Annotated in this window: 20 protein-coding genes and 4 pseudogenes; 18 read left to right on the plus strand and 6 right to left on the minus strand. The window is 62.2% G+C overall.

The annotated features are described in order from the left end of the window. Positions 1-586 precede the first annotated feature (586 nt). The 3 genes from IVB50_RS00205 to IVB50_RS00215 are packed head-to-tail and all read left to right on the plus strand — an operon-like array spanning position 587 to position 4,798. Positions 587-2,326: a VirD2 family relaxase/mobilization nuclease gene (locus tag IVB50_RS00205; RefSeq protein WP_018457227.1), complete on the plus strand. Its 1,740-nt coding sequence runs from the start codon at positions 587-589 to the stop codon at positions 2,324-2,326. Between the two features lie 41 nt (positions 2,327-2,367). Continuing rightward, positions 2,368-4,350: a conjugal transfer protein TraG gene (locus tag IVB50_RS00210; RefSeq protein WP_018457226.1), complete on the plus strand. Its 1,983-nt coding sequence runs from the start codon at positions 2,368-2,370 to the stop codon at positions 4,348-4,350. Positions 4,351-4,357: 7 nt separating this feature from the next. Then, entirely contained in the window at positions 4,358-4,798 is a 441-nt protein-coding gene (locus IVB50_RS00215; protein WP_018457225.1) for a CopG family transcriptional regulator, read from the plus strand. A 214-nt stretch (positions 4,799-5,012) separates the two neighbouring features. Here IVB50_RS00215 and IVB50_RS00220 read toward each other — a convergent pair whose 3' ends face one another. After that, positions 5,013-6,221, minus strand: a complete 1,209-nt coding sequence (locus tag IVB50_RS00220) for an MFS transporter (RefSeq protein WP_247293527.1) — start codon at positions 6,219-6,221, stop codon at positions 5,013-5,015. A 342-nt stretch (positions 6,222-6,563) separates the two neighbouring features. Between IVB50_RS00220 and IVB50_RS00225 the strand changes: the two genes are divergently transcribed. The 12 genes from IVB50_RS00225 to IVB50_RS00280 all read left to right on the plus strand — a co-directional run bounded on the left by IVB50_RS00225 (position 6,564) and on the right by IVB50_RS00280 (position 16,948). Continuing rightward, the gene (locus IVB50_RS00225) at positions 6,564-7,034 is read left to right on the plus strand and encodes a GNAT family N-acetyltransferase (protein WP_018457222.1); all 471 of its coding nucleotides are present in this window, start codon (positions 6,564-6,566) and stop codon (positions 7,032-7,034) included. Between the two features lie 188 nt (positions 7,035-7,222). Then, entirely contained in the window at positions 7,223-8,221 is a 999-nt protein-coding gene (gene trbB / locus IVB50_RS00230) for a P-type conjugative transfer ATPase TrbB (RefSeq protein WP_018457221.1), read from the plus strand. Beyond that, positions 8,218-8,559 (plus strand): TrbC/VirB2 family protein, encoded by a 342-nt coding sequence (locus IVB50_RS00235; protein ID WP_018457220.1) that lies wholly within the window; start codon positions 8,218-8,220, stop codon positions 8,557-8,559. The genes trbB and IVB50_RS00235 overlap by 4 nt, the downstream gene beginning before the upstream one ends. Then, entirely contained in the window at positions 8,559-8,834 is a 276-nt protein-coding gene (locus IVB50_RS00240) for a VirB3 family type IV secretion system protein (protein WP_247293529.1), read from the plus strand. Before IVB50_RS00235 ends, IVB50_RS00240 begins: the two co-directional genes overlap by 1 nt. Before the next feature lie 7 nt (positions 8,835-8,841). Then, positions 8,842-11,280: a conjugal transfer protein TrbE gene (gene trbE / locus IVB50_RS00245; RefSeq protein ID WP_018457218.1), complete on the plus strand. Its 2,439-nt coding sequence runs from the start codon at positions 8,842-8,844 to the stop codon at positions 11,278-11,280. Beyond that, positions 11,277-12,035 (plus strand): P-type conjugative transfer protein TrbJ, encoded by a 759-nt coding sequence (trbJ, locus tag IVB50_RS00250; RefSeq protein WP_026233328.1) that lies wholly within the window; start codon positions 11,277-11,279, stop codon positions 12,033-12,035. Before trbE ends, trbJ begins: the two co-directional genes overlap by 4 nt. 12 nt (positions 12,036-12,047) lie before the next feature. Continuing rightward, positions 12,048-12,368 carry a putative entry exclusion protein TrbK-alt gene (gene trbK-alt, locus IVB50_RS00255; RefSeq protein WP_018457216.1) on the plus strand — a complete coding sequence of 107 codons (321 nt, stop codon included), beginning with the start codon at positions 12,048-12,050 and terminating at the stop codon, positions 12,366-12,368. After that, positions 12,365-13,726: a P-type conjugative transfer protein TrbL gene (gene trbL / locus IVB50_RS00260; RefSeq protein WP_247293531.1), complete on the plus strand. Its 1,362-nt coding sequence runs from the start codon at positions 12,365-12,367 to the stop codon at positions 13,724-13,726. The genes trbK-alt and trbL overlap by 4 nt, the downstream gene beginning before the upstream one ends. A gap of 3 nt (positions 13,727-13,729) precedes the next feature. Further along, a complete protein-coding gene (trbF, locus tag IVB50_RS00265; RefSeq protein WP_018457215.1) occupies positions 13,730-14,419 on the plus strand; it encodes a conjugal transfer protein TrbF in 690 nt (229 codons plus the stop codon). Beyond that, positions 14,416-15,495 carry a P-type conjugative transfer protein TrbG gene (gene trbG, locus IVB50_RS00270; RefSeq protein ID WP_018457214.1) on the plus strand — a complete coding sequence of 360 codons (1,080 nt, stop codon included), beginning with the start codon at positions 14,416-14,418 and terminating at the stop codon, positions 15,493-15,495. Before trbF ends, trbG begins: the two co-directional genes overlap by 4 nt. Next, complete coding sequence (locus IVB50_RS00275; protein WP_018457213.1) at positions 15,486-16,694, plus strand: TrbI/VirB10 family protein; 1,209 nt, start codon at positions 15,486-15,488, stop codon at positions 16,692-16,694. The genes trbG and IVB50_RS00275 overlap by 10 nt, the downstream gene beginning before the upstream one ends. Further along, positions 16,691-16,948: a DUF2274 domain-containing protein gene (locus IVB50_RS00280; RefSeq protein WP_083926467.1), complete on the plus strand. Its 258-nt coding sequence runs from the start codon at positions 16,691-16,693 to the stop codon at positions 16,946-16,948. The genes IVB50_RS00275 and IVB50_RS00280 overlap by 4 nt, the downstream gene beginning before the upstream one ends. Here IVB50_RS00280 and IVB50_RS00285 read toward each other — a convergent pair. Next, positions 16,912-17,823, minus strand: a complete 912-nt coding sequence (locus IVB50_RS00285; RefSeq protein ID WP_198293376.1) for a LysR family transcriptional regulator — start codon at positions 17,821-17,823, stop codon at positions 16,912-16,914. The genes IVB50_RS00280 and IVB50_RS00285 overlap by 37 nt on opposite strands. A 626-nt stretch (positions 17,824-18,449) precedes the next feature. Here IVB50_RS00285 and istA point away from each other — a divergent pair. Together istA and istB are read left to right on the plus strand one after the other, a co-directional pair. Then, positions 18,450-19,760 carry an IS21 family transposase gene (gene istA / locus IVB50_RS00290; protein WP_051113019.1) on the plus strand — a complete coding sequence of 437 codons (1,311 nt, stop codon included), beginning with the start codon at positions 18,450-18,452 and terminating at the stop codon, positions 19,758-19,760. Continuing rightward, a pseudogene (gene istB, locus IVB50_RS00295) lies at positions 19,760-20,610 on the plus strand (IS21-like element helper ATPase IstB). The gene istA and the pseudogene istB overlap by 1 nt, the downstream one beginning before the upstream one ends. A gap of 184 nt (positions 20,611-20,794) precedes the next feature. Here istB and IVB50_RS00300 read toward each other — a convergent pair. Beyond that, positions 20,795-21,448, minus strand: a pseudogene (locus IVB50_RS00300) (transposase); the annotation flags it as partial. Between the two features lie 278 nt (positions 21,449-21,726). Between IVB50_RS00300 and IVB50_RS00305 the strand changes: the two are divergent. Then, the gene (locus IVB50_RS00305) at positions 21,727-21,972 is read left to right on the plus strand and encodes a helix-turn-helix transcriptional regulator (RefSeq protein WP_026233326.1); all 246 of its coding nucleotides are present in this window, start codon (positions 21,727-21,729) and stop codon (positions 21,970-21,972) included. Positions 21,973-22,023: 51 nt separating this feature from the next. On the opposite strand, the pseudogene IVB50_RS42335 reads toward IVB50_RS00305, so the two are convergent. The 3 genes and pseudogenes from IVB50_RS42335 to alr form a co-directional block, all read right to left on the minus strand. After that, positions 22,024-22,152, minus strand: a pseudogene (locus IVB50_RS42335) (LysR family transcriptional regulator); the annotation flags it as partial. Between the two features lie 282 nt (positions 22,153-22,434). Beyond that, a complete protein-coding gene (locus IVB50_RS00315; protein WP_018457204.1) occupies positions 22,435-23,685 on the minus strand; it encodes a D-amino acid dehydrogenase in 1,251 nt (416 codons plus the stop codon). Between the two features lie 59 nt (positions 23,686-23,744). Next, a pseudogene (gene alr, locus IVB50_RS00320) lies at positions 23,745-24,809 on the minus strand (alanine racemase). Between the last annotated feature and the right edge of the window lie 330 nt (positions 24,810-25,139).

The raw sequence follows: 25,139 nt of genomic DNA on the forward strand, positions 1-25,139 counted from the left end.
CGACGTCCTTGCTGCGGAGGTCCGGCTATTGGTCGGGCGATGGCACCTTGCCACCGCCATCGGCCGCGAAGTGGAGGAGTGCGATAATAACGTGCTGACGGCATATGGGCGATGCCTTCGGCCCGCGCTCTACTCGTCGCTTCGCTCCTCACCGAGCCACCCTACGGGTGTCTCGGCCCTTCGGGTAACGATCGCTATCGCAAGCGCACGCAAACAATGGGGGCTTGCGAGTCAACTGCCAGGTCGCGGCACCCCTTTCGCAATGAATCGGCCGCCAGAAGACATGTTCGGGCAGGCGCTATTGGAGAAATTAGTGCAATGACCCGAACTGCATTTTGTCGCAAATCGCCGCGACTGCCGAGAGTCTGTTGGCTTGGAGGTTGGGCCTTGGGAGCCAGCGACCGGGAGAACACGGCGACGACCGAACGATGGCGAGATAAAAGGCCGCAATGTGCGGCTCGGTCGGTCGGTTGTTGTTGCTTTCCTTTTTTGCTGATCTGGCAATGTGCGGCTCTCGTGCGCAATGTGCGCCTCACGGTCAACGCATTGCAGGCATTTGACGTTTCGCACATTGCCGAGGCTGGCCATGACTGAGGAGAAGGAATTTCAGCCTCGGCCAGGCCGCATCCGCTCTTCGCGGAGCCAGCGGGCCAAGCCCTTCATCGCCCAGGCGCTTGCGGCTGCTCAGCGTGCCGGCGGCGGTCTTTCGCGAGCCGGCCAGCTCGCCAACCATCGTCATTCGCGCTTCGGCCGCGGACGGGTCGCCAGCGCGCGGGCAAACCGTCTGCTCACCGGCCGCTCGCGTCTGGTGACGATCAAGACACGTGTTGTCAGGCATAAAGCGAGATCGGCGCCGCTCGCCGCGCATCTCGGCTATCTCCGGCGGGAGGGCGTGACCCGGGACGGGGAGAAGGCCCGGCTGTTCGGCCCGGACACGGAGCATGCCGATCCCAAGGCCTTTGCCGAGCGTTGTCAGGATGACCGCCACCATTTCCGCTTCATTGTCTCGCCGGAAGACGCAGCCGATATGGCCGACCTCAAAGGTTTCGCCCGCGAGCTGGTCGGCCAGATGGAAGTGGATCTCGGCACCAAGCTCGATTGGGTGGGTGTCGATCACTGGAACACCCAGCACCCCCACGTCCACGTCATCGTGCGCGGTGTCGCCGAAGATGGCCAGGACCTCGTCATCTCCCGCGTCTACATCAAGGAGGGGATGCGCGCCCGTGCCCAGGACCTGGCCACACAGGAACTCGGACTGCGCTCCGATCCGGACATCCGTCGCTCGCTCGAGCGCCAGGTCGAAGCCGAACGCTGGACACAGCTCGACCGCCAGCTTGTTCGCGATGCAGACCGGCATGGGGTCATCGACCTTGCACCCGATCTGGCGCAGCAGCCTGATCAGTTCCATGCCCTGAAGGTCGGCCGGCTGCGGCGCTTGGAGAGTCTCGGACTTGCGCATCAACTCGGGCCAGGCCAATGGGTCATGGACGAGGCCGCCGAGACGACCTTGCGCGAGCTCGACGAGCGCGGCGACATCATCAAGCGCATCCACCGCAGCCTGACCGAACGTGGCATCGAGCGCGGGACCGCGAGCTACGTGCTATCGGGCGAAAGCCTCGACGTGCCCATCATCGGACGCCTCGTCGATCGCGGTCTCGACGACGAACTCAAAGGGACCGCCTATGCCGTGATCGACGGCGTCGACGGACGCACCCACCACATCAGGCTGCCCGATCTCGACGCTTCCGGCGACAGCGCACCGGGCTCCATTGTGGAGCTACGCAAATTCAACGACGCGAGAGGGCAGCGTCGCGCGGCGCTCGCCGTCCGCTCCGATCTCTCGATCGAAGCGCAGATAACGGCGAGAGGCGCGACGTGGCTCGACCGGCAGGCGGTTGCGCGCGATCCGGTGGCATTGGGCCAGGCGGGCTTCGGCGACGAAGTCCGCGACGCCATGCAACGGCGGGCCGGGCAGCTCATCGAACAGGGTCTCGCCGAACGCCAGGCGCATGGACTGGTGTTTGCGAAGAACCTCATCGGCACACTGCGCCAGCGGGAGTTAGCGAATCTCGGCAAGCAGCTCGCTGCCGAGACCGGCCGGCCGTTCAACCCGTCGGCTGCCGGCGAATATGTCGCCGGCACCTATCGGCAGCGCTTCGCGCTCGCCTCCGGCCGCTTCGCCATGCTCGACGACGGTCTCGGCTTTCAGCTCGTGCCCTGGACGCCCTCACTCGAAAATCAGCTCGGCCGACATGTCTCCGGCGTGGCCCGCACCGACGGCGGCATCGATTGGAGTTTTGGACGCAGTCGGGGGCTCGGCCTGTGAGCGATCCCTCCAATCACCGACATCAAGAGAGGACGGCCGCCATGTCCGCGACCAAAATTCTCTGGGGCCAGGTCATCACAGTCCTCGCGATCGTTCTGCTGACTATCTGGACCGCGACGGAATGGACGGCTTGGCGGCTCGGCTTCCAGCCGCAGCTCGGGCAGCCCTGGTTCGAGCTGCTCCATTTTCCGTTCTATCTCCCGCCCGCCTTTTTCTGCTGGTGGTATGCCTACGATGCCTATGCACCCTCAATCTTCATCGAGGGTGGCTACATCGCCGCATCCGGCGGCATCATCGCCGCAGCCGTTGCGATCGGGATGTCGGTTTGGCGCGCCCGTGAAGCAAACAATGCTGAGACCTATGGCTCCGCGCGCTGGGCCGAGGCAAAGGAGATCGAGCAGGCTGGCCTGCTTGGGGCCGACGGCGTGGTGCTCGGCCGGTTCGAGCGCGCCTATCTTCGCCATGATGGACCGGAGCATGTGCTGTGTTTCGCTCCCACGAGATCCGGCAAGGGCGTGGGCCTTGTCATCCCTTCGCTCCTGACTTGGCCGGGCTCCGCAATCGTCCATGACATCAAGGGCGAGAACTGGCAGCTCACCGCCGGGTTCCGCGCGCGGCATGGCCGCGTGCTTCTGTTCGATCCGACGAACGCGAACTCGTCGGCCTATAACCCCTTGCTGGAAGTCCGGCGCGGGGAGTGGGAGGTGCGCGACGTCCAGAACATCGCCGACATCCTGGTCGACCCCGAGGGCAGCCTCGAGAAGCGAAACCACTGGGAGAAGACCAGTCATGCGCTGCTGGTCGGCGCGATTCTCCACGTCCTCTACGCCGAGAAGGACAAGACGCTCGCCGGCGTCGCCGCCTTCCTGTCCGATCCCAAGCGGCCGATAGAATCGACGCTTGCCGCGATGATGCGGACGCCGCATCTGGGCGAAGCCGGCGTCCATCCCGTCGTCGCCTCCGCCGCGCGCGAGCTCTTGAACAAGTCCGGCAACGAACGCTCCGGCGTCCTGAGCACCGCGATGTCGTTCCTGGGCCTCTACCGGGATCCCGTGGTGGCAGAGGTAACTCGGCGCTGCGACTGGCGGATTACTGATATCGTTAGCGGGGACCGGCCCACCACGCTCTATCTCGTGGTGCCGCCATCGGACATCAATCGCACCAAGCCGCTGATCCGTCTGATCCTCAATCAGATCGGCCGGCGCTTGACCGAGGATCTCCAAGCCAAGGCCGGCCGGCGCCGGCTCCTGCTAATGCTCGACGAATTCCCGGCGCTCGGCCGGCTCGACTTTTTCGAGTCCGCGCTGGCCTTCATGGCGGGTTACGGCATCAAGAGCTTTCTGATCGCCCAGTCGCTGAACCAGATCGAGAAAGCCTATGGGCCCAACAACTCCATCCTCGACAATTGTCACGTCCGGGTCAGCTTCGCGACCAACGACGAGCGGACCGCGAAACGGGTGAGCGATGCACTCGGAACCGCAACCGAGATGAAGGCGATGAAGAACTATGCCGGCAGCCGGCTGGCACCTTGGCTCGGTCACCTGATGGTGTCCCGGTCCGAGACCGCTCGCCCGCTGTTGACGCCCGGCGAGATGATGCAGCTCCCGCCATCAGATGAGATCGTCATGATGTCGGGTCTCCATCCGATTCGAGCAAAGAAGGCGCGCTACTACGAGGACGGACGCTTCCAGGAGCGCATCATGGCGCCGCCGACCCTGACTAAATCCAACGACGGCCGGCCGGACGACTGGAGTTCACGGCCGCTGCCGCCGCACCCAACTCCATTGGCGTCGTTGACCGACGGCCAGACGGATGACGAAGATCCAAAGTCCGCGGATCGGCGGCGGCATCCGGAACTGGATCGAGACATCGTGGAAAAGAAGGAACCGCTCGACAATGAGTTTGCATCTGACCTCGCCGATGAACTCGATGAAGATGTCCCGCGGATCAGGCGTATGAACGACATGATGCAGGGCGTGGCGCGCCAAGCCTCGCTCGATCCTGGCGATGAGCTTGGATTGTGAGGCTGGCATGACCGCAGCGAAGAAGAAGGCCCAGATGTCGGTCTATCTCGAACCTGATGTCATGAAGGCGCTGTCGGCCTATGCCGCCCGGCGCGAGCAGTCGCTGTCGCTGATCGCCGAAGCCGCCATTGCGTCCTTTCTGTCGCCGGATGCCGATGAGCGGCGTGAGGCCGCTACTGCCAAGAGACTCGACCAGATCGACCGCCGGATCGCTCGCCTTGAGCGGGATGTTGGAATTTCAGTCGAGACCATCGCTCTCTTCATCCGCTTCTGGCTCACGACGACACCGCCACTTCCCGAACCGGCCGCCAAGGCAGCGAGGGCACAGGCCGGAGCGCGCTATGATAACTTTGTCGCCGCTCTGGGCCGCCGACTCAATCAGGGACCAAAGCTGCGGCAGGAAATCCCGGAGGATGCTCAGCAGACTGGCTCGTTTCAAGGCGACTAGGGACGACGCGACACTGAAATCAAGCCAGTGAAGTGGATGGCGGTCTCGAACCCTGCAATGGGCTAGGGCTACGGCCTATCAGTCAGGTAGCTAACCGCTTCGAGCCCGAATTTGTTGGCGAAGATCTCGCAAACGTCGGTCGCGAAATACCAACTGTGCAAGTGATGTTTGCGGCCTCTGTTGAAGTTCAACGCAACGAAACTGGCCACGAAGATCAAGATTTCCGCGATCGTTCCTGACCTGCGGTCCAAAGGGATAGCCCGCCGACGCAGGCCACAATGGCCGCGCCACATGCCATGTAGAGTGTTGCCTCCGAGGCTCCTGGCGCAATTGTCGGGATGAGATATATCGCAAGCCCGAAGCCACCTGTAAGCAGGGCTGTGAACGCTTGCACACGGCCAATCATGCCGGCATCCACAACGGTCAAAAGGTGGCCGTTGGCCGCTGCTCGCGACACCTTCCAGAGCATGCCGGCCACACAGTAGAGAACAATAGCGATGGCCCGATTCGGCGCGAGGGAGAACAAGAACAGGGATACGCCAGCAATAGCCAGGATTGCGGGTGTGAGACCTTGCAGACGTTTCGCTATGGACGGAAAGCCCACTACCGCCAATGCGACCATTCCAGTGATCGCGGCAGCCATTTCGAGCAACCCAAAAAGGCCACTATCACCGTCGAGCGATCGAATCACAAAACCCGGTAAGAGAAGGTTGGTTATCTGGATCACGGCAAATGCCAGTCCGACCGTCACCGCTGCGGAGAGTGCTTGAGGACTGGCGAGCAAATAGCTGAGAGCCTGCCGTGAAGCAGAAAGTAGACTAAGCCGTCGAGACGATCGGACGTCGCGGGCCTGCGCTGTGATCGGCTTCAGCAAAGGAAGACATGCTAGAGCTGCCGCCGCAAACATCAGTGCGGTCGTGAGACTGCCAAGCCTGTCAATGGCAAGCCCGGTAGCACCCGTCCCGATCGCTATGCCCAACTGATTGAAAAGGGAAAGTCGAAGGGCGAACCCCATGCGCTGTGCTTCGGGGACGATTGCCTGCAAAATGCCGCTCAGTGATCCCGACAGCAGCGCGAAGCCAAAGGCTCCCAATACGCCGGAAGCGATGAGAAGGACGGGCGACAAAGATTCTGTGAGAAATCCAACGGGAGCGAGAACGGCCAGCCCCAAGGCGCGGATCGTCTGCCCCGCCACCGTGACCTGTGCCCGATCATGACGATCGGCCAGGTGGCCGGCAACCGGCGCGAGCAGTAAGCCGGCGACGCTGGTTGAAAGTAACACCAGTCCAACCAGTCCAGAACCACCCTCGTGGAAGCTACCCAGGCTGGCAGAACAATGCCGACACCAACGATGAAGAAAGAAGCCGACGAAAACGCTATAAACAGAGGTCTTTCCGAATCTTTCACGCTGAATCTGCCTCAAGGGAGATCGTGGTTGGCGTCTCCTAATGATCTGACATATTTTCCGATTCAAGCGACAGTTTTGCATCTCACATTTGCGATGTCCTAGGGTCCACTGGGAGTGATCGCGCATCTTCGCCGAAATCTGCAGGAAACCTGCGTGGTACCGAACAAAAAATGCGCTAATAGCCTAAGTCGAAGAGGGAATATGCCGTGGTTCATTTTCACGGTCATACGAGTTTGCTGGGTTTCTCCATTGGCACGGTATTCGCCGAAGAGTACCGCAATCAGCCGACCACGGTTGATCAAAACTCCGGCGAACTCGCAAACCGAACTAGGCAGAAACATCTGGAGTTCACTTCTTATGACGTTCGACGATGTTTCCTTTAGGGCCGCTCGCCGCGAGGACGCGGAGGCGGTTTTCAACGTTACCAAGGCGTCGATCGACGGCCTTGCTCGCGCATCCTACTCTCACAACCAAATCCAGAATTGGATGGGCCACCGTACGCCGGCATTTTACGAAGAGCTCATCGCCAAGGGGCGAATGACCGTGTGTCTCCGCGGCCGTATCGTGGTCGGATTTGTCGATGCGGAACCCGGCGAAGTAACACGCCTATTTATCTTGCCAGAAGCCGCTGGCGCCGGACTGGGTCGGCAACTGCTCGAGATCGGGATTGAACAGGCACGGTTAGGCCATAACGGTCCAGTGAGGCTCGAAGCGACGATCAATGCCGAAGGCTTCTACCAAAAGCATGGCTTTAAAAGCATAGGTAGGGGCTATTTCTCTCACGGTCTCGGCGGCGAGCCTGTCGAAATCGTGCATATGGAATTGTGAACTTCGACACCCTTGCTGCTATGTGATTCTCAGCGAGTCGCATTCGCGACCTAGCAAGTATTTTTTCTCTGCTCTGCGCCGGGTCCCTACGACGGCTGAATACTTGTTGAACTGCGCCAGTTCCTGCCTTTTCTATCCATCCCCGTTGCTGATCGCTTGCCGTGATTGGCGCTCGACGGGGGACGATCATGGCGGACACTTCACTCCATTCGGAAGCGTTCTCGCGTGGCGCGCGCATGTTGCGCACCGCGCTCGGCCCCGCGATCGCCACTTTCCTCGAAGACCCCTCGATCGTCGAGGTGATGCTCAACCCTGATGGCCGGCTCTGGATCGACCGGCTGTCCGGCGGCCTGGAGGATAGCGGACGAACGATGTCCGCCGCCGATGGCGAGCGGATCGTGCGTCTGGTCGCGCACCATGTTGGCGCCGAGGTGCATGGCGAGAAGCCGCGCGTCTCGGCCGAGCTTCCCGAGACGGGGGAGAGGTTCGAGGGGCTCCTTCCGCCCGTCGTTGCGGCGCCGGCCTTTGCGATCCGCAAGCCCGCCGTTGCTGTTTTTACCCTCGACGACTACGCCGCGGCCGGCATCATGACGGCAGGGCAGGCGGGCGTGCTCCGCGAAGCCGTCGCCGCCCGCAAGAACATCCTGGTCGCCGGTGGCACCTCGACCGGCAAGACCACCCTGACAAACGCACTGCTGGCCGAGATCGCGGGCACCACCGATCGCGTGGTCTTGATCGAGGATACGCGTGAGCTGCAATGCCGCGCTCCGAATCTGGTCGCGCTGCGCACCAAGGACGGCGTCGCATCCCTGTCCGATCTGGTTCGGTCCTCCTTACGTCTACGCCCCGACCGGATTCCGATCGGCGAGGTACGCGGCAGCGAAGCCTTGGAGCTCCTCAAAGCCTGGGGAACGGGCCACCCCGGCGGGATCGGAACGATTCACGCAGGCTCCGCGCTGGGCGCGCTTCGTCGTCTAGAACAGCTCATCCAGGAGGCCGTCCTCACCGTTCCCAAGGCGCTGATTGCCGAGACGATCGATCTCGTCGCGGTGCTGCGCGGCCGCGGCAGCGAACGCCGCCTTGCCGAACTCGCTCTCATTGCCGGCCTCGATCCCGCCACCGGCGATTACCGCGTCCAGTCCGCCGAGGCGGGCGGCCAATCCTCGCTTACCGGAGACCGATCATGACCCAATTGCCTGCCGCGATCCGTCGCGTTCGCCGCCGCTTCACGGAGCTTGCGGCGATTGCCGTCATCTCCATCGTTGTCGCGCCCGCGGCCCACGCCTCCGGCTCCTCGATGCCGTGGGAGACGCCGCTCAACCAGATCCTGGAGTCAGTGCAAGGTCCGGTCGCCAAGATCATGTCGGTCATCATCATTACCGTGACCGGTTTGACGCTCGCGTTCGGCGATACTTCCGGCGGCTTCCGCCGGCTGATCCAGATCGTCTTCGGACTGTCGATCGCCTTCGCCGCGTCGAGCTTTTTCCTGACCTTCTTCAGCTTCTCCGGCGGAGCGTTGGTCTGATGGCCGGCATCGTCGATCCGGAAGTTCCGGGCTTCTTCGCGCCGGTCCATCGCGCGCTCACCGATCCGATCCTTATGGGCGGCGCGCCCCGCACGGTTGCGATCGCCAACGGCACGTTGGCGGCCGCCATCGCGCTCGGCCTCCACCTCTGGATCCCCGGAGCGCTGATTTGGGCGGTGGGCCATGCGGCGGCGGTCTGGGCGGCCAAGCGCGACCCGCAGTTCGTGGACGTCGTTCGACGTCACCTCCGCTATCCATCCTATCTCGGCCAGTGAGCCTTTCATGCTGAACCTCGCCGAATATCGCACCCGGCCCCATAGTCTCGCCGACTTCCTGCCTTGGGCCGCTTTGGTCGAGAAGGGCATCGTCCTCAACAAGGACGGCGCGTTCCAGCGCACGGCTCGCTTCCGCGGCCCTGATCTCGACAGCGCGACGCCAGCCGAGCTCGTCGGCGTGACGTCCCGCCTGAACAACGCGCTGCGCCGTCTCGGCTCAGGCTGGGCGATCTTCGTCGAGGCCCAGCGTATCACCGCCCAGACGTATCCGCACAACACCTTTCCCGACGCCGCATCAGCGCTGGTCGATCTGGAACGACGGGACGCTTTCGAGGAGGCCGGCGCGCATTTTGAGAGCCGTTATTTTATGACTCTCGTCTGGCTCCCGCCGGCCGAGGATGCCTCGCGCATCGAGGGGTGGCTCTATGAGGGCCGAGCGCAGAGCGGTGTCGATCCTCACGAGCTGCTGCGTGGCTTCGTCGACCGGACCAACCGCGTCCTGCAATTGGTCGAAGGGTTCATGCCCGAAGTGGCATGGCTCGATGACGGCGAGACGCTAACTTACCTGCATTCGACCATCTCGACCCGGCAACAGCGCGTACGCGTTCCCGAGACGCCCATGCATCTCGACGCGTTGCTTGCGGATGAGCCGCTCGCCGGCGGCCTCGAGCCGCGTCTCGGCAGCCACCACCTTCGCACACTCACCGTGGTCGGTTTCCCGACCGCAACCCATCCTGGAATCCTCGACGAGCTGAACCGGCTTGCCTTCCCCTACCGCTGGTCGACGCGTGCGATCCTGCTCGACAAGACCGAGGCGGTGAAACTGCTGACCAAGATCCGCCGCCAGTGGTTCGCCAAGCGAAAGTCCGTCGCTGCCATCGTCAAGGAGGTGATGACCAACGAAGCCTCAACACTGGTGGATAGCGATGCGGCGAACAAGGCCACTGACGCCGATCTCGCCTTGCTGGAACTGGGCACCGACGATGTCGGCCAGGCCTACGTCACCGCGACTGTCACCGTCTGGGACGAGGACGCCGGTCTCGCCGCCGAGAAGCTTCGGCTCGTCGAGAAGGTGATCCAGGGGCGCGACTTCACCTGCATGCCGGAAGGGGTGAACGCGCTCGAAGCCTGGCTCGGCTCTCTGCCAGGGCACGCCTATGCTAACGTCCGCCAGCCGCCGCTCTCGACACTGAACCTGGCTCACCTGATTCCTCTTTCGGCGGTCTGGGCCGGGCCAGACCGCGATGAGCATTTCCGCAGCTCTCCGCTCTTCTTCGGCAAGACGGAAGGCTCGACGCCGTTCCGCTTCTCGCTGCATGTCGGCGACGTCGGTCACACCCTGATCGTCGGCCCGACCGGTGCCGGCAAGTCCGTGCTGCTCGCGCTGATGGCGATCCAGTTCCGCCGCTACCGGAAGAGCCAGATCTTCGCCTTCGATTTCGGCGGTTCGATCCGCACAGCTGCGCTTGCCATGGGCGGCGACTGGCACGACCTCGGCGGAAGTCTGTCGAACAGCGCGGAGGACTCCGTGTCTCTTCAACCGCTCGCACGTATCGGCGATGCGGCAGAGCGCGCCTGGGCTGCCGAATGGGTGACCGCGATCCTTGCCAAGGAGGGCGTCACCATCGATCCGACCGCGAAGGAGCATGTCTGGTCGGCGTTGACCTCGCTGGCATCCTCGCCGGTCGAGGAACGCACGATCACCGGCCTCACTGCTCTGTTGCAATCGACCGCGCTCAAGCAGGCGCTGCAACCTTATTGTGTTGGTGGCTCCTCCGGCCGCCTGCTCGACGCGGAGGCCGAGCAGCTCGGCTTCGCGTCGGTGCAGGCGTTCGAGACCGAGGGCTTGATCGGCGCGGGTGCTGCGCCCGCCGTCCTCACCTACCTCTTCCATCGCATCGAGGGACGGCTCGACGGTCGGCCGACGCTGCTCATCATCGACGAGGGCTGGCTCGTCCTCGACGATCCGGCCTTCGCCCAGCAGCTTCGCGAATGGCTGAAGACGTTGAGGAAGAAGAACGCCTCTGTCGTCTTTGCAACCCAATCGCTCTCCGACATCGACGCCAGCAACATCGCACCCGCAATCGTCGAGAGCTGCCCGACGCGCATCTTCCTGCCGAATGAGCGCGCGATCGAACCGCAGATCACCGCCATCTACCAGCGGTTTGGGTTGAACGACCGCCAGATCGAGATCATCGCGCGGGCGACACCGAAGCGGGACTATTATTGCCAATCTCGTCGGGGCAATCGGCTCTTCGAGCTCGGCCTCGGGCCGGTCGCGCTCGCCTTCTGCGCCGCGTCCTCCAAGGCCGACCATGCCGCAATTGAACGGCTGCTCGCCGAGCACCGCCGCGACGACTTCACGCCCGCCTGGCTCGCGGATCACGAGCTGCTCTGGGCCGCCGATCTCATCCCCGACCTGACAAACCTGGAGGTGCAATCATGACCACTCTTAAGACGCGACGCGCAAGCTTGGTCGCCGCGGCCGCTCTCTCGCTCGCACTATCGATCTTGCCGCCTTCGACGACGCCAACCTCCGCGCAGTGGATCGTCTACGATCCCACCAACTTCAGCCAGAACGTGCTGACCGCGGCGCGTGAGTTGCAGCAGATCAACAATCAGATCCAGATGCTGACCAATCAGGCTCAGAGCCTGGTGAACCAAGGAAAAAACCTCGCCAATCTGCCGTTGTCGACGCTGACCCAGCTTCAGTCACAGGTCGCACGGACTCAGTCACTGCTGAGCCAGGCCCAGAACATCGCCTTCAACGTCGAGCGCATCCAGACGACATATTCCAGCACCTACGGCACGGCGGCGGCCACGGGCTCCAATTCGACAATGTTTGCCGCGGCCCAAAGTCGTTGGCAGAACTCGGTAGGCGCGTTCGAAGACTCGCTCAAGGTGCAGGCCGGGGTCGTCGGCAATATCTCGACCAACTCCAGCGCAATGAGCTCGCTGGTCACCGCCAGCCAGTCGGCGAGTGGCGCCCTGCAGGCCGCTCAGGCCGGCAATCAGCTCCTGGCCCTGCATTCCCAGCAGCTATCCGATCTAGTCGCGGTGCTCGCCGCAAAGGGACGGGCGGACGCGCTGGAGCAGGCGCGCGTGACCGCGACCGAATCGCAGGGCCAGCAACAATACAAGATCTTCTCGACACGCAGCGGCTATCAGCCCGGCAATGTCACCATGTTCAGCGGCAACTAAGGCACACCGATCATGGAGCGCTCGGATATCCTTCGCGTAGGCGCGATGATCATTGTGTTCGCGATTTTTCTTGCCACGCTGCACGTCATTCATCGGCGTCCGGCGAAGCGGCCTGTATCCGATGCACCCTCTGTCTCCGCTCCCGATAATCTCTCGGCCGAGCTGCGCCGCTGCCGCGCGCTTGGCCCCCAGGATGCCGAAGATCCGCACTGCCAGGCGGTCTGGGAGGAGAACCGCGCGCGCTTCTTCGGCGGGCCGGCGCGGCCACTTCTGCCGCAGGCCGCGCCGGCCACACAGCCGACGACGAGTGCTCCACAGGGAGAGAAGCCGTGAACAACGTCGGCGTCATCGACACCTTTCTCAATACCTTCACGACCTACATCGATTCAGGTTTCGGCCTGATCAAAGGCGAGGTCACGTATGTGTCGTCGACGTTGATCGTCATCGACATCACGCTCGCCGGCCTGTTCTGGGCCTGGGGCGCAGACGAAGACATTCTCCAACGGCTGGTGAAGAAGACCCTCTACATCGGCTTCTTTGCCTTCATCATCACCAACTTCACCAAGCTCTCAGGCATCATCTTCAATAGCTTCGCTAGCCTCGGACTGAAGGCCGGCGGCTCATCAATCTCGACCGCGGACTTCCTGCGGCCCGGCCGACTTGCGCAGGTCGGACTCGATGCCGGGCAACCGTTGCTCGACTCCGCAAGCCAAATGATGGGCTTCACCAGCTTCTTTGCGAACTTCGTCCAGATTGCCGTGCTGATGGTGTCCTGGCTACTCGTGCTGATCGCCTTCTTCATTCTGGCGGTGCAACTGTTCGTAACGCTGCTCGAGTTCAAGCTGACGACGCTTGCCGGTTTCATCCTTATTCCCTTCGCGCTTTTCAACAAGACCGCCTTCCTCGCGGAAAAGGTGCTGGGCAACGTCGTTGCCTCCGGCGTGAAGGTCATGGTGCTTGCTGTCATCGTCGGCATCGGCACCGGGCTCTTCTCCCAATTCACAACTGCCTATGCCGGCGGGGAGCCGACCATCGAGCAAGCGCTCTCTGTCGTGCTGGCGGCACTCGCCATGCTCGGCCTCGGCATTTTCGGTCCGGGCATCGCCACCGGGCTTGTGTCGGGCGCGCCGCAGCTTGGCGTCGGCGCTGCCGTCGGCACGGGCCTCGCCGTCGCCGGCACGGCTATGGCGGGTGGAGCTGCGCTTGGGCTCGCCGGAAGGGGGGCGATGGCGGCTAGTTCCGGTGCTGCGGCCGCCGCGCGTGGTGGTGCGGCGATGGCGGGCGGTGTGTCCTCCGCCTACAGCCTCGCATCGGCCGGTCGGTCCGGCGTTGGCAGCGTCGCGTCCGGTCTCGGTGGCGCAGGCCGCGCGGCGGCAAGTCACGCGGCAGCTCCCGTCAGACGCGCCGCTTCCCAAGCGGCGGGGGCAATGAGAGAGAGCTTCACCTCCGGTGCCCGTGCCGGCGTCGCCAACACCGGTGGCTCCTCGACGATGGGGACCATCGGGAGTGGCGAGGCTGCACCCGATGGAGCCGAATCTCAAGCAGCGAGCGAAAGCGGTCCGCCCGCCTGGGCCCAGCGCGTCAAGCGCAATCAGACCGTCATTCACGGCGCTCAGACAGCCGCGCAAGCCCTCAAATCCGGCGACAGCCATGGTGGCGGCCACTCCGTCGAGCTATCAGGGGGAGAATAAGAAATGTCAGTCTTCCGGCGATCGTCGGTCCGCTATGGCCGCACGCCCGAACCCGAAACCCCCTACCAGCGTGCGGCGCGGGTTTGGGATGAACGCATCGGCTCCGCCCGCGTGCAGGCCAGGAACTGGCGGCTGATGGCCTTCGGTTCGCTGATCCTTTCTTGCGGCCTCGCTGGTGGGCTCGTCTGGGAATCCGCGCACGGCACCGTCGTTCCCTGGGTGGTGCAGGTCGACAAGCTCGGGGAGGCGCAGGCCGTGGCGCCAGCCACCGCGGACTACAGGCCGAACGACCCGCAGATTGCCTGGTATCTCGCCCACTTCATCCAGATCGTTCGCTCGCTTCCGGCCGATCCAATCATCGTGCGGCACAACTGGCTGCAGGCTTATGATTTCACGACCACGGCGGGCTCGGTGGCGCTGAACGACTACGCCCGCGCCAATGACCCCTTCGCCAATCTCGGCAAGCAGCAGGTCGCGATCGACGTCTCCAGCGTCATCCGCGCCTCGCCCGACAGTTTTCGCGTCGCTTGGGTCGAGCACCGCTATCAGGACGGAGCGCTCGCCGGCACCACACGTTGGACCGCGATCCTCACCATCGCAATTGCGCCGCCCACGGACGCCGATCGGCTGCGCAAGAATCCACTCGGCATCTACGTCAACGCTATCAACTGGTCGAAGGAGCTGGGACAATGACCCCGCCGAATTTCTCGAAAGCCGGCGGTCCGGCTTGGCGCTTTTCCATCGTTCACCAAAATTGGAAAGACGGCGATACGTCTTTCCGTAAACCCGCCTTTGCGGCTTTGCTGATGGTCGCCTCGGTGCTTGGCGGCTGCGCGCACAATTTCATCCCGCCCGACATCAACTATGACACTGCGGAGCCGGCAGCGCTCACCACTGATCCGCCGCCGCCCGTCAAGATCGTGGAATTGCCAAAGCCCCTGCCGCTGCCCGGGCAGTTGAAGCCGCTCACTGCTAGTAAACGGATCCCCGAAGCCGCCGACCCAAAAGTCCGCGTCAAACAGGCGAACGCCGCGGCACGCGTGCAGCCGGTCCGCAACGGCTTCATCAATGCCGTCCAGGTCTATCCGTTCTCCGGCGGCGCCCTCTATCAGGTCTATACGGCGCCCGGCCAGATCACCGATGTCGCCCTCCAGGAGGGCGAGCGGCTCACAGGCTCAGGTCCGGTCGCCGCAGGCGACACCGTGCGCTGGATCATCGGCGACACCGAGAGCGGCGCGGGAGCGACCAAGAAGATCCACATCCTGGTTAAGCCGACGCGGCCGGAGTTGGTCACCAATCTCGTCATCAACACCGACCGGCGGACCTATCTCCTCGAGCTGCGCTCGACGGAAAAGACCTATATGGCCTCGGTCTCCTGGCAATATCCCGAGGACCAGCTCATCGCACTTCGGCAGCAGAACGCGACGGCTGAAGCAGCCGCGCCAATTGCAGCCGGTGTCGATCTCGGCTCGATCAACTTCCGCTACGCGATCGAGGGCGATGATCCGGCCTGGCGTCCGCTGCGCGCCTTCGACGACGGCAATAAGGTCTACATCGAATTCCCCAGCGGAATCGCCCAGGGCGAGATGCCGCCGCTGTTCGTCATTGGTCCGGCCGGCGGCTCCGAGCTAGTAAATTACCGGGCGAACCGCAACTACTACATCGTCGACCGCCTGTTCGCCGCCGCCGAATTGCGTCTTGGCGACAAGGACAGTGAGCGGCGCGTGCGCGTCGTCCGCACCGATGGGAGGCCGCGAGCATGGCGATAGGCGGCGAAGACGAACGTCAAAACGACATTCCACCCGTGGCGCCGCCGGATTTGCGGCTCCGGGGCGAGTGGCCACCTGTCACGCGCCTCTCGCGCAAGATGCTGATCGGCCTCGGCGCGGTGTCTGCCCTCGCAATCGCGGGTGCACTCGGCTACGCGCTCCAGACCCGCAACAAGCAGCAAGCCGGCCAGGAGTTGCTCAGCACCCAGAACCGTCCATCACCTGAGGGCCTCGCCGCCTTGCCGAAGGATTATACCGGACTGCCGCGTCAGGCACCGCCGCTCGGGCCGCCGCTGCCCGGCGATCTCGGCAAGCCGATCCTCAACGCAGGCGCGGCACCCAACACCGTGGTCCCGGGAACGGCGCCCGATCCGGAGGCACAGCACAGATCCCAGGAGGTTGAGGCGGCCCGTGTCAGTCGTCTCTTTGCCCAGACCAATCAGCAACCACACAGCGTCGGCCAGCTCATTCCGAATAGTTCGACCGCAACCGCGACGACCCCGGCCGCGACACCCCCCGTCGATGCCGGGTCCGCCCAGAACATGCAGGATCGCAAGACGGCCTTTCTCAACGGTTCGACGGACAAGCGCACGGTCAGTCCCGACCGGCTCGAGGCCAAAGTTTCTCCTTATGTCGTGCAGGCGGGCACCGTGATTCCGGCGGCGCTCAACACGGGCATCAGGTCCGATCTGCCCGGCCAAATCACCGCCCAGGTGACCGAGGCGGTGTATGATAGTCCGTCCGGCAGGTATCTTCTGATCCCTCAGGGCGCAAAACTGATCGGTCAGTACGACAGCTCCGTCGCGTTCGGCCAAAGCCGCATCCTCCTGGTCTGGACCCGCATCATCATGCCGGAAGGCACCTCCATCGTGCTGGAGCGCCAGCCCGGCGCCGACACCGGCGGTTATGCCGGGCTTGAGGACGAGGTCGACAACCATTGGGGCATGCTGTTCAAGGCCGCTGTTCTCTCGACCATGCTCAGCGTCGGAGCCGAGGCGGGCACGAGCCAGAACGAGAACAATCTTGTTCAAGCGATCCGCAGCGGTGCGTCCAACAGCATCAGCCAGACCGGCCAGCAGATCGTGCAGCGTCAGCTCAACATCCAACCGACGCTGACCATTCGGCCAGGTTTCCCGGTCCGGGTCATCGTTACTCGCGACCTGGTGCTGGCTCCCTACGGACAAAAAGGTGCGCGATGACGAAGCTCAAGCTTGGACCACTCGAAGACGACAAACCAGTCAAGCTCAGCGTCGAGCTGCCGGCGACGGTCTTCAGGGATCTCAAAAGCTACGCTGAGATTTTGTCTCGTAGCGGAAGGGCGACCACGCCGATCGAGCCCGCCAAACTGATCGCGCCGATGATAGAGCGATTCATGGCAACCGACCGCGCCTTTGCGAAGGCCCGACGAAATGCTGCTCAATCCGTACCTGGCGCAGCCGAGAGGTCCGGATAACGCTCGCGAAGCAGGTCGAGAAACGGACGCAGCGATGGATTGCAATTGTCCTGCCGCCAATACGCGCGGAAGCTCAGCCGCGTCGGACCTTCGGTACCATGCACCTCGCGGAAGGTAACTCCCGGATAGGTGGCGCCCGTCGCACCTTCGAGTGCCAGGAGGATACCCCAGCCGGCTCCGACCGAGGTGAGAAGCCGGTCGAGCGACGCTTCATGGTGGAGCAATTGACAAGTATCAAGACTTCCCATTTTGCTGATGAGAAGCTTGACGAGTTCGGGACCGGGGCCGTGTTCTGTCACCAAAAGGGCTTCGTGCCTCAGTTCGCCCCAGTGAACCACATCACGGCCTGCTAACGGATGACCCGCGGGGAGAGCAACCACGGCACGTTCGCTCCAGAGCAACAAGGATCTGTCGCTCCAGCTCGCATTGGGCTCGACCAGGAAGGCGACGTCAATGGCGGAGCTGGCGAGATCGGACATCAAATCGTCGCTCGATCCGTCGACGAAATGCGGTTTGACATCAGGGAAGCGCCGCTGGTGCTCGAGAAGGGTGCCCCGTAGATTGCCGGCGGAGAATGAGGCGTGGATCCCGATGTTCAATAGACCGCTCTCGCCGCGCCAGCGGCTCTTGAGGCGGCCGGTCATCGCCTCAGTATCATTCACGATGCGCCGGGCAGCATCGAGGAATTCCTGACCTTCGATGGTCGGTCGCGTACCGGCTTTAGTGCGCTCGAAGATGGCACCGCCCAACTTATGTTCGAGATTGCGCAGACGGCGACTCAGCGTTGACTGCTTAACCCTGAGGGTCTCTGCCGCTTGGCGGAGGCTTCGGTGCTGGGATGCGACGATAGCCCAGCGTAGATCTCGAAATTCCATTGGCACGGTCGAAGCGCAACCCCCTCTAGCTCGTATGATTCGGTGCTACCATGCCAAACCGCAGTTGGGATCGATCAAAAAAACAACTGGTAGTAGAATTTTCTTCCAAATCAATGGGAAGCAAAATTTCAATCTAAATGGGTAAAACCGGGAATATCCGCAGTGTGGCCCGATCCTGCGCGATCCTGCCCAGGGCATTCGCTTGCCGAACTGCTGTCCATCGGGCCGGGAGCTTGCTTGCTTTGCCCTGCAATCATTCGGAGATCTTGTCGAGGGAACAGCGAACTGTGCATCGGTCGAGTGACATACAATCGGACGATCCACAGACTGCAGAAGCCGGTTGTGATAAATAAATCCCGAGTTTGCATGGACGAGGTTTTCCGGTTTCGAGCCTGTCGCGCCGATTGCGTTATATGATGAGCCGAACTTGCGCGCAGGTTTGACCGTGATTCACCATTTCGGGTCGATTTCCCGGGCGTATCGCCTGGCCGGATTGGCGCGACTCGACGTCCGATAGCGCGCGCCTGCCGCCGCCGTCAGTTCCTTCCGTGTCGCGCGCCATGGAAAACTGCCCCCTCAGCGTCACGAGGAATTGCCCCCTCCTCGGATAGCTGGGGAGAGAGTGAATGAAGCGGGAACGAATCACTGAAGGCTCGTCGTGGATTGATCCACGGGGGCAGGTGATGAAGACGCCGGATGACGTGGCGGAGATGTTGCGCCTGAGGGCGTGCGGGTGGGGTCTGAAGCGGATTGCGCGACAGCTGGGCTGCAGCCATCACACGGTGAAGGGCTACGTGGTGGCGGGCGGGGTGAAGGCGTTCAAGTCGCCTGAGCGGCCGAAGCGTCTCGACGGCCTTGAGGGTTGGCTGCGCGAGAGGCTCGTTCGGCATCGCGGCAATGCCGACGTGGTGCGCCAGGACCTGTTGGCCGAGAGAGGCGTAACAGTCAGCCGGCGGACGCTGCAACGCGCCGTGCAGCCCTATCGCCAGGCGCTGAAGGCGGAGGCTCTGGCGACGACGCGGTTTGAGACGCCGCCGGGCCGACAGCTGCAGATCGACTTTGGGGAGCGCCTGGTCGAGATCGGAGGAGCGAAAGTCAAGGCATTCGTGTTCGTGGCAACGCTCGGCCACTCGCGACGGCTTCATGTGCGTGCGTTCCGGGCCGAGAGACAGGAGCATTGGTTTGCCGGGCTCGAGAGCACATTCACGACCCTCGGCGGTGTGCCCGAGGGAGTGCTGATGGACAATCCACGGGCGCTTGTGGTGCGCCACGACGCGGTGAGCCGATCGGTTCAGTTCAATGACAAGCTGATCGCCTTCGCAAAACATCGGGGCTTCCGTCCTCGCGCCTGCGCACCATATCGGGCGCGCACGAAAGGCAAGACCGAGAACGGCGTCGGCTACGTGAAGAAGAACGCAATCGCCGGTCATTCCTTCCCAAGCTGGGAAGCATTCGAGGCGCATCTCGACAGGTGGGAGCGTGAGGTTGCAAACGTTCGTATCCATGGCACGACCGGAGAGGCGCCGATCATCCGCTTCGCGCGCGACGAGATACATCGGTTGAAGCCGCTCGGCGGGCAGCCTTCGTTCGGATCCTTGCGTGAACTGACCCGCGTCGTCGGCAATGATTGCGCCGTCCAGATCGACACGAACAGCTACTCGGTACCGTGGCGCCTGATTGGCGAGCGCGTGGCGGTAACGATCGCGGCCGGCGAAGTGCGGATCCGCCATGGATTGCACCAGGTAGCAGTGCACAAGCTATCGGAGGGTCGCCGGCTGCGGATCATCGACTTTGCCCATCTCGATGGTGTTGCTGGTCGCAACGGCGCGGTCCGCCGGCCGGAGATTGCTGCGGCCACGGTACCGGGATCGTCTCCACCGCCCTCGTTGTTGCGTCCTCTTGCCGAATACGAAGCCGTGATTGGAGGAAGCTTCTGATGGCACGGGCAAAGAATGTAATTGAAGCAACAACCGATCCGCTAGACGCCATGCTGGCGCGATTGCAGCTCTCCGGCATTCGCGACCAGCTCGACAGCCTGCTCGACGAGGCGGCGCGCGCGAACCTGTCGGCGCGTGAGACGCTGATCCTGCTGTGCGAGCGCGAGATCGCGCGCAAGGATCATCGCCGCATCGAGATGGCGCTGAAGCTCGCACACTTCCCGGCCGTGAAGGAGCTTGCGGGCTTCGACTTCGAAGCGCAGCCATCGATCGACCCAAAGCAAATCCGCGACCTGGCCGCATCACGTTGGATAGCCAACGGAGAGAACGTGCTGCTGCTCGGCCCGATAAGACGCACTTGTCGATCGCTCTCGGGCGAGAGGCGATCCTGGCCGGATACACCGTGCAGTTCACCACTGCGACGACGCTGGTCGCAGGCCTTGCCAAGGCGCACGGCGAGCGACGCCTGGACGAGAAACTGCTCGCGCTGTCGAAGCCAAAGCTGCTCATCGTCGACGAACTCGGCTACTTGCCGCTTGAACCTGACGCGGCGCATCTGTTCTTCCAACTGGTCAGCCGGCGCTACGAAACCGGCGCCATGCTGATCACGTCGAGCCGCAGCGTTGCCGAATGGGGCACAGTGTTCGCCGATCCCGTGGTCGCCACCGCGATCCTCGACCGGCTCCTGCACCACAGCCACGTGCTGACGATCCGAGGCGACAGCTATCGGCTCCGCGCCAAGCGCAAGAGCGGCCTCATCAAGACGCCCACCGCCGGTGACGGCCCTCCGGTCGGCTCGGCCTCCCTCCGGCCCGCCACCGGCGGAAACAACCTTCAACCGAGATCGTAATCGCGATGGTGGGGGCAGTTCTTCATGACGCAAAGGGGGCAGTTCCGGATGGCGTTTGACACTTCCGCGTCACCATGGTTAGCCGCCCCACCTTCGCCCCCGCTCGTTCCCGATCCAAGGGAGCAATTTACGTGAGGCAACGGCTTAGCATCCGGTAACAATTAAGGTGAGGCAATGCGACCTTGTCATCGACGGCAGTGTGCTGCTTGTAAGCGGGCTCCAGCCGCCGGTTTCGGGCATTGGTGGCCATTGTCGCATCGGGGATCAGTCGTGCAGACCTTTTGTACTTCCCGCTTTGCCGGACCTTCTCTCATCCTCACTTTCATCTTCGCCTTGATTTTCGCTCAGCATATCCATCACAAGCTGCTCGGTGAGGCTGTTCCAACTCACGTTGGCGCGGATCAGCGACGCATCGACGTGAACCACTTCGGCTGTTGCGATCTTGGCCTTCAGGCAGGCCTCGACCGTGCGTTTCAAGATCCTACGGAATCGCTCTTCGCCCCAGCGCTGGCGGATGCGCGTCAGGCTTGAATGGTGCGGTAGCTGCTCGTGGAGGCCATAACCAGCAATCCATCGAATGCGATGTTGACCTGAGCCTCACGGATCAGCTTGCGATCGTGTACGATCCCGGTGAGCAGACCCGCGAGCATCAGCCGTACCGCGGCTTCCGGATCGATGCCTGGCCGACCGTCGTTCGCGCAGTCGGAGACCTCTTCCCTTAGCCAAGACGGGTCGAGCACACGATCGACCGCGCCAGCACGTGCTCATCTGGGGCGAGCTGTTTCAGCGAGCGCGTGATGAAGAGCTCCAACTGATCCCGCTCCTTGCGCCCCAGCATCTCGTTTGCTCCGCCGATCGCGAATCGCCGACGAGAACGGAATCAGCCAATTGGAGCTTTTTCAACGACCCCCATGTGCGTGAGTTGCTAGATGTTCCAGAACCCAATCTTCGAACCGACGTAGGCGCACGGCGCGATGGGGCTAATAAGTAGGCGGAAAATCTGACCGCCATTTCGGGCGAGGCCACATTCTATCTGTTGGCAGTTCCGAACGATCAAATCTAATAGGCGGGTTATAGCCAGTGATTTGACGCCCGAGCTCATGGCATGCTTTGCACATGGAAAGTCGTGCACTTGTGGCTTGGAATGTGCGTCGGATTCGGATTAGCCGCGGCATTTCGCAAGAGAAATTGGCTTATCAGGCCGGCGTTGACCGCTCCTATTTGGCCAGTCTTGAGCGGCAATCGAAAAACCCGACAATTGATCTGCTCGAGCGCATCGCCGAGGCGCTGGACGTTCATTTGTCCGAATTCTTCGTTCGGCCTGTGACGCCCAAGACCTTTCCTAAAGATCGCAACCGGTGAGTTTACGTCGTCGTTGGGCGGGTTAGCCATTATATGCGATTGGGCAGAGCGCTCGAAGATAGCACCGCCCAACTTATGTTCGAAATTGCGCAGGTAACGCCTCAGCGCTGACTGCTTAACTCCGAGGGTCTCTGCCGCTTGGCGGAGGCTTCGGTGCTGGGATACGACGATCGCCCAGCGTAGATCTCGAAATTACACTGGCACGTCGAAACCTATGACAGCTTGCTCGTGACCAAGATTTCTCTTGAAGGGAGCTTGCACTGCTTCGCGCCGCCTCGTCCGCCCGTTCACTGTTCCTATGCCCCGATGGGGACAGTCACTTTCGCAATCCTGCTAGCGCTTGCGATCCTTCCTGCCTGGCATATTGGTCCGTACGAGCATGATGCCTTTGTGGAAGCCACACACCCTTCGCGTGCGAGTCTCATCGTCCAAGTTCAGCCGACTCGTTCCTTAGGCCTAGAACTATTCGTAACGCTCTAGTCCGAAATCCGCAGCTTCAATGTCAGGCCTTCGACCAGAGACAAGGTCCGCTATGACCCGTGCGGAGCCGCAACTCATCGTCCAACCGAGAGTGCCATGTCCTGTGTTCAAGAATAGATTACTAATTCTGGTCCCGCCGATAATTGGCGTTCCATCCGGGGTCATCGGTCGTAGCCCTGACCAGAAGGACGCCTTTTTGGGATCTCCACCGGGAAACAGATCCATCACGGAATACTCCAGCGTTAGCCGGCGTGCCTCGACGAGGTCATTGGTGTAACCCGAGATTTCGGCCATTCCGCCGACACGAATGCGATCCCCGAGGCGGGTAATCGCAATCTTGTATGTCTCGTCCATGACCGTCGATTCGGGAGCGCGCGAAGTGTCGGTAATGGGAATCGTCAGCGAGTATCCCTTGACAGGATAGACTGGCAACTTGATTCCTATTTTCTTGAGGAGAAGCGGCGAATAACTTCCCAGTGCGACAACGACCGCGTCCGAACGAATAGCCCCGCGATCGGTGATCACACCACGCACTCGGCCGGCTTCGATGTCCAGTCCATTGATGCAATGTCCGTAACGGAAATCGGTGCCCAATGCAGCGGATTTCTGCTCCAGTGCATTGGTGAACTTGAAGCAATCGCCGGTCTCGTCCTTCGGAGTCAAAAGTCCTCCGACTATTCGATCGCGAACATGGCGCAATGCGGGTTCGACCCGAACGCAACCGTCTCGATCGAGCACCTCAAATGGAACGCCATCTGCTGCAAGAGCCTTCACGTCCTTTGCTGATGCATCGAGCTGCTGTTGTGTTCGAAACAGCTGCAGGGTTCCCTGCATGCGCTCGTCATAGTGAAGCGAGGCTTCCGCCCTTACCTCGGCAAGCGCCTTGCGACTGTAGTCCGCCAGACGCAGCATCCGTCCCTTGTTGCGGGCATACCGGCTGGCTGTGCAGTTGGACAGCATGCGGACAAGCCAAGATAGCATCGCGGCATCAAGCTTCGGGCGAAGGATCAATGGCGCATGCCGCATGAGCATCCACCTGACGGCCTTCATAGGGATTCCGGGGGCAGCGCAAGGCGAACAATAGCCAAAGGAGACCTCCCCGTCGTTCGCATAACTGGTCTCCAGTGCTGGACCCGACTGCCTATCGACAACGACGACTTCGTGCCCGAGCTTTGCAAGTTGATATGCGGTTGTGACGCCGATAACGCCCGCGCCTAAACTCGTGACTTTCATCGTTTCGGTCCAATGTTCTGTTTAAACGATAGCGACGGGAGGCATTTGCCGCGATCGCGTCAGCGATATTCTCTGCGGAAGCGAGAACCGAGGCCTGTGAGAATTTCGTAGGCGATCGTGCCCGCGTCAGCTGCCAGCGCCTCGATTGTCTGATGAGGACCGATCACTTCGACGAGGCTTCCGAGACCGAGTGCATCATCAGGCAGACCGGAGATGTCGACTGTCATGCTGTCCATCGAGACGCGACCCAGGATGGGCAGACGTTGACCGCGGTAGTAGACGGCCCCGCGACCGCTCAGACTCCGTGGGAGACCGTCAGCATAGCCGGCGCAAAGAGTGGCAAGCCGGGTGCTGCCGGTGGTAACGTGCGTTCCACTGTAGCCGACCAGCGTGCCGCACGGTCCGTGCGGGTCTGCGCAACTGCAATCGAGAGGCTCACGACTGGCTCCATCGGATTTGCGACACTTGCCTGCGCCGCGCCGCCATAGAGCGCGATCCCCGAACGGACAAGAGCACCGTGATAGTCCTTGCCCATCAGTACGCCAGCCGAGTTGGCAAAGCAGAATGGTACCGGGGCAAATTCCTGTGTCACCATCAGCATTTCTGCAAGCTGCGCAGCATTCTGCCCCTTGGTGGGCTCATCTGCAGAGGCGAGATGGCTCATCACGTAGAGAATCTCGAGTTCCGGTGATTGCGCTATTTCCATGCGCACCACAGCGCGCTCGGCGGGCGCAAATCCGAGCCGTGACATGCCGGTATCGAATTGTAGAATAGCAGGCAGACGCCTACCTTCGACGCGCCCGAGCGCGCCACCGCTGAAGCTGGCATAAGGAGTTGATGACGGGAATGATGTGGGCTGAAGCGCAAGCGGGCTCCGCGCCGGGCAGCAGGCCATTCAGCACAAAGAGCTGAGCGTCGTTTGGAAGATGAGGCCGCAGCGCAATGGCTTCCTCCGCTTGCGCCACAAAAAAGTGTCTGCAGCCTGCATCGAGCAATGACCTCGCCACCTGGATGGCACCCAGACCATAGGCGTCGGCCTTGACGACTGCCGCAACGCTGGCCGGGTTCGCCAAAGCTGCGATACGCTCAAAATTCCGGCGCAGTGCGGTCAAGTCGACGGTCATGTAGCCGCGAAAGCCCTGTGCTTCCCCATCTACAAGCGGCTGCGGAGCAGTTCGGTCGAATTTGTTTTCGCTTTGCATGACGAAAGGCGTAGCGCAATAATCGAGCAAATGCCGCGCATTCGTTGCTTGATTATTCCGCTAGTGCTTTGGCGCGGTAAAGCTGCTACTTTTGCAGGTCCCAAGGGACGAGACACGGTCGGCCTGTTGCATTCCGGGTAGCTGCACCAGGCGCACGCATCGACGGCCTTCTTCAACCGAGCAGCGCTGCGGTCCCGAAAAGCCGTTACAAAGCACAGATGCTCTGTCGGAAAGCCTGTCGCGGCAGCAAGA

It is taken from the genome of Bradyrhizobium sp. 87 (assembly GCF_023073015.1).
GTDB classification, from domain to species: Bacteria; Pseudomonadota; Alphaproteobacteria; order Rhizobiales; family Xanthobacteraceae; genus Bradyrhizobium; species Bradyrhizobium canariense_D.

What these genes read in the sequence shown, in the direction of transcription:
- IVB50_RS00205 (WP_018457227.1), top strand. Translation starts at nt 587, where the DNA reads ATGACTGAGGAGAAGGAATTTCAGCCTCGGCCAGGCCGCATCCGCTCT.
- IVB50_RS00210 (WP_018457226.1), top strand. Translation starts at nt 2,368, where the DNA reads ATGTCCGCGACCAAAATTCTCTGGGGCCAGGTCATCACAGTCCTCGCG.
- IVB50_RS00215 (WP_018457225.1), top strand. Translation starts at nt 4,358, where the DNA reads ATGACCGCAGCGAAGAAGAAGGCCCAGATGTCGGTCTATCTCGAACCT.
- IVB50_RS00225 (WP_018457222.1), top strand. Translation starts at nt 6,564, where the DNA reads ATGACGTTCGACGATGTTTCCTTTAGGGCCGCTCGCCGCGAGGACGCG.
- trbB (WP_018457221.1), top strand. Translation starts at nt 7,223, where the DNA reads ATGGCGGACACTTCACTCCATTCGGAAGCGTTCTCGCGTGGCGCGCGC.
- IVB50_RS00235 (WP_018457220.1), top strand. Translation starts at nt 8,218, where the DNA reads ATGACCCAATTGCCTGCCGCGATCCGTCGCGTTCGCCGCCGCTTCACG.
- IVB50_RS00240 (WP_247293529.1), top strand. Translation starts at nt 8,559, where the DNA reads ATGGCCGGCATCGTCGATCCGGAAGTTCCGGGCTTCTTCGCGCCGGTC.
- trbE (WP_018457218.1), top strand. Translation starts at nt 8,842, where the DNA reads ATGCTGAACCTCGCCGAATATCGCACCCGGCCCCATAGTCTCGCCGAC.
- trbJ (WP_026233328.1), top strand. Translation starts at nt 11,277, where the DNA reads ATGACCACTCTTAAGACGCGACGCGCAAGCTTGGTCGCCGCGGCCGCT.
- trbK-alt (WP_018457216.1), top strand. Translation starts at nt 12,048, where the DNA reads ATGGAGCGCTCGGATATCCTTCGCGTAGGCGCGATGATCATTGTGTTC.
- trbF (WP_018457215.1), top strand. Translation starts at nt 13,730, where the DNA reads ATGTCAGTCTTCCGGCGATCGTCGGTCCGCTATGGCCGCACGCCCGAA.
- trbG (WP_018457214.1), top strand. Translation starts at nt 14,416, where the DNA reads ATGACCCCGCCGAATTTCTCGAAAGCCGGCGGTCCGGCTTGGCGCTTT.
- IVB50_RS00275 (WP_018457213.1), top strand. Translation starts at nt 15,486, where the DNA reads ATGGCGATAGGCGGCGAAGACGAACGTCAAAACGACATTCCACCCGTG.
- IVB50_RS00280 (WP_083926467.1), top strand. Translation starts at nt 16,691, where the DNA reads ATGACGAAGCTCAAGCTTGGACCACTCGAAGACGACAAACCAGTCAAG.
- IVB50_RS00285 (WP_198293376.1), bottom strand. Translation starts at nt 17,823, where the DNA reads ATGGAATTTCGAGATCTACGCTGGGCTATCGTCGCATCCCAGCACCGA.
- istA (WP_051113019.1), top strand. Translation starts at nt 18,450, where the DNA reads ATGAAGCGGGAACGAATCACTGAAGGCTCGTCGTGGATTGATCCACGG.
- IVB50_RS00305 (WP_026233326.1), top strand. Translation starts at nt 21,727, where the DNA reads ATGGAAAGTCGTGCACTTGTGGCTTGGAATGTGCGTCGGATTCGGATT.
- IVB50_RS00315 (WP_018457204.1), bottom strand. Translation starts at nt 23,685, where the DNA reads ATGAAAGTCACGAGTTTAGGCGCGGGCGTTATCGGCGTCACAACCGCA.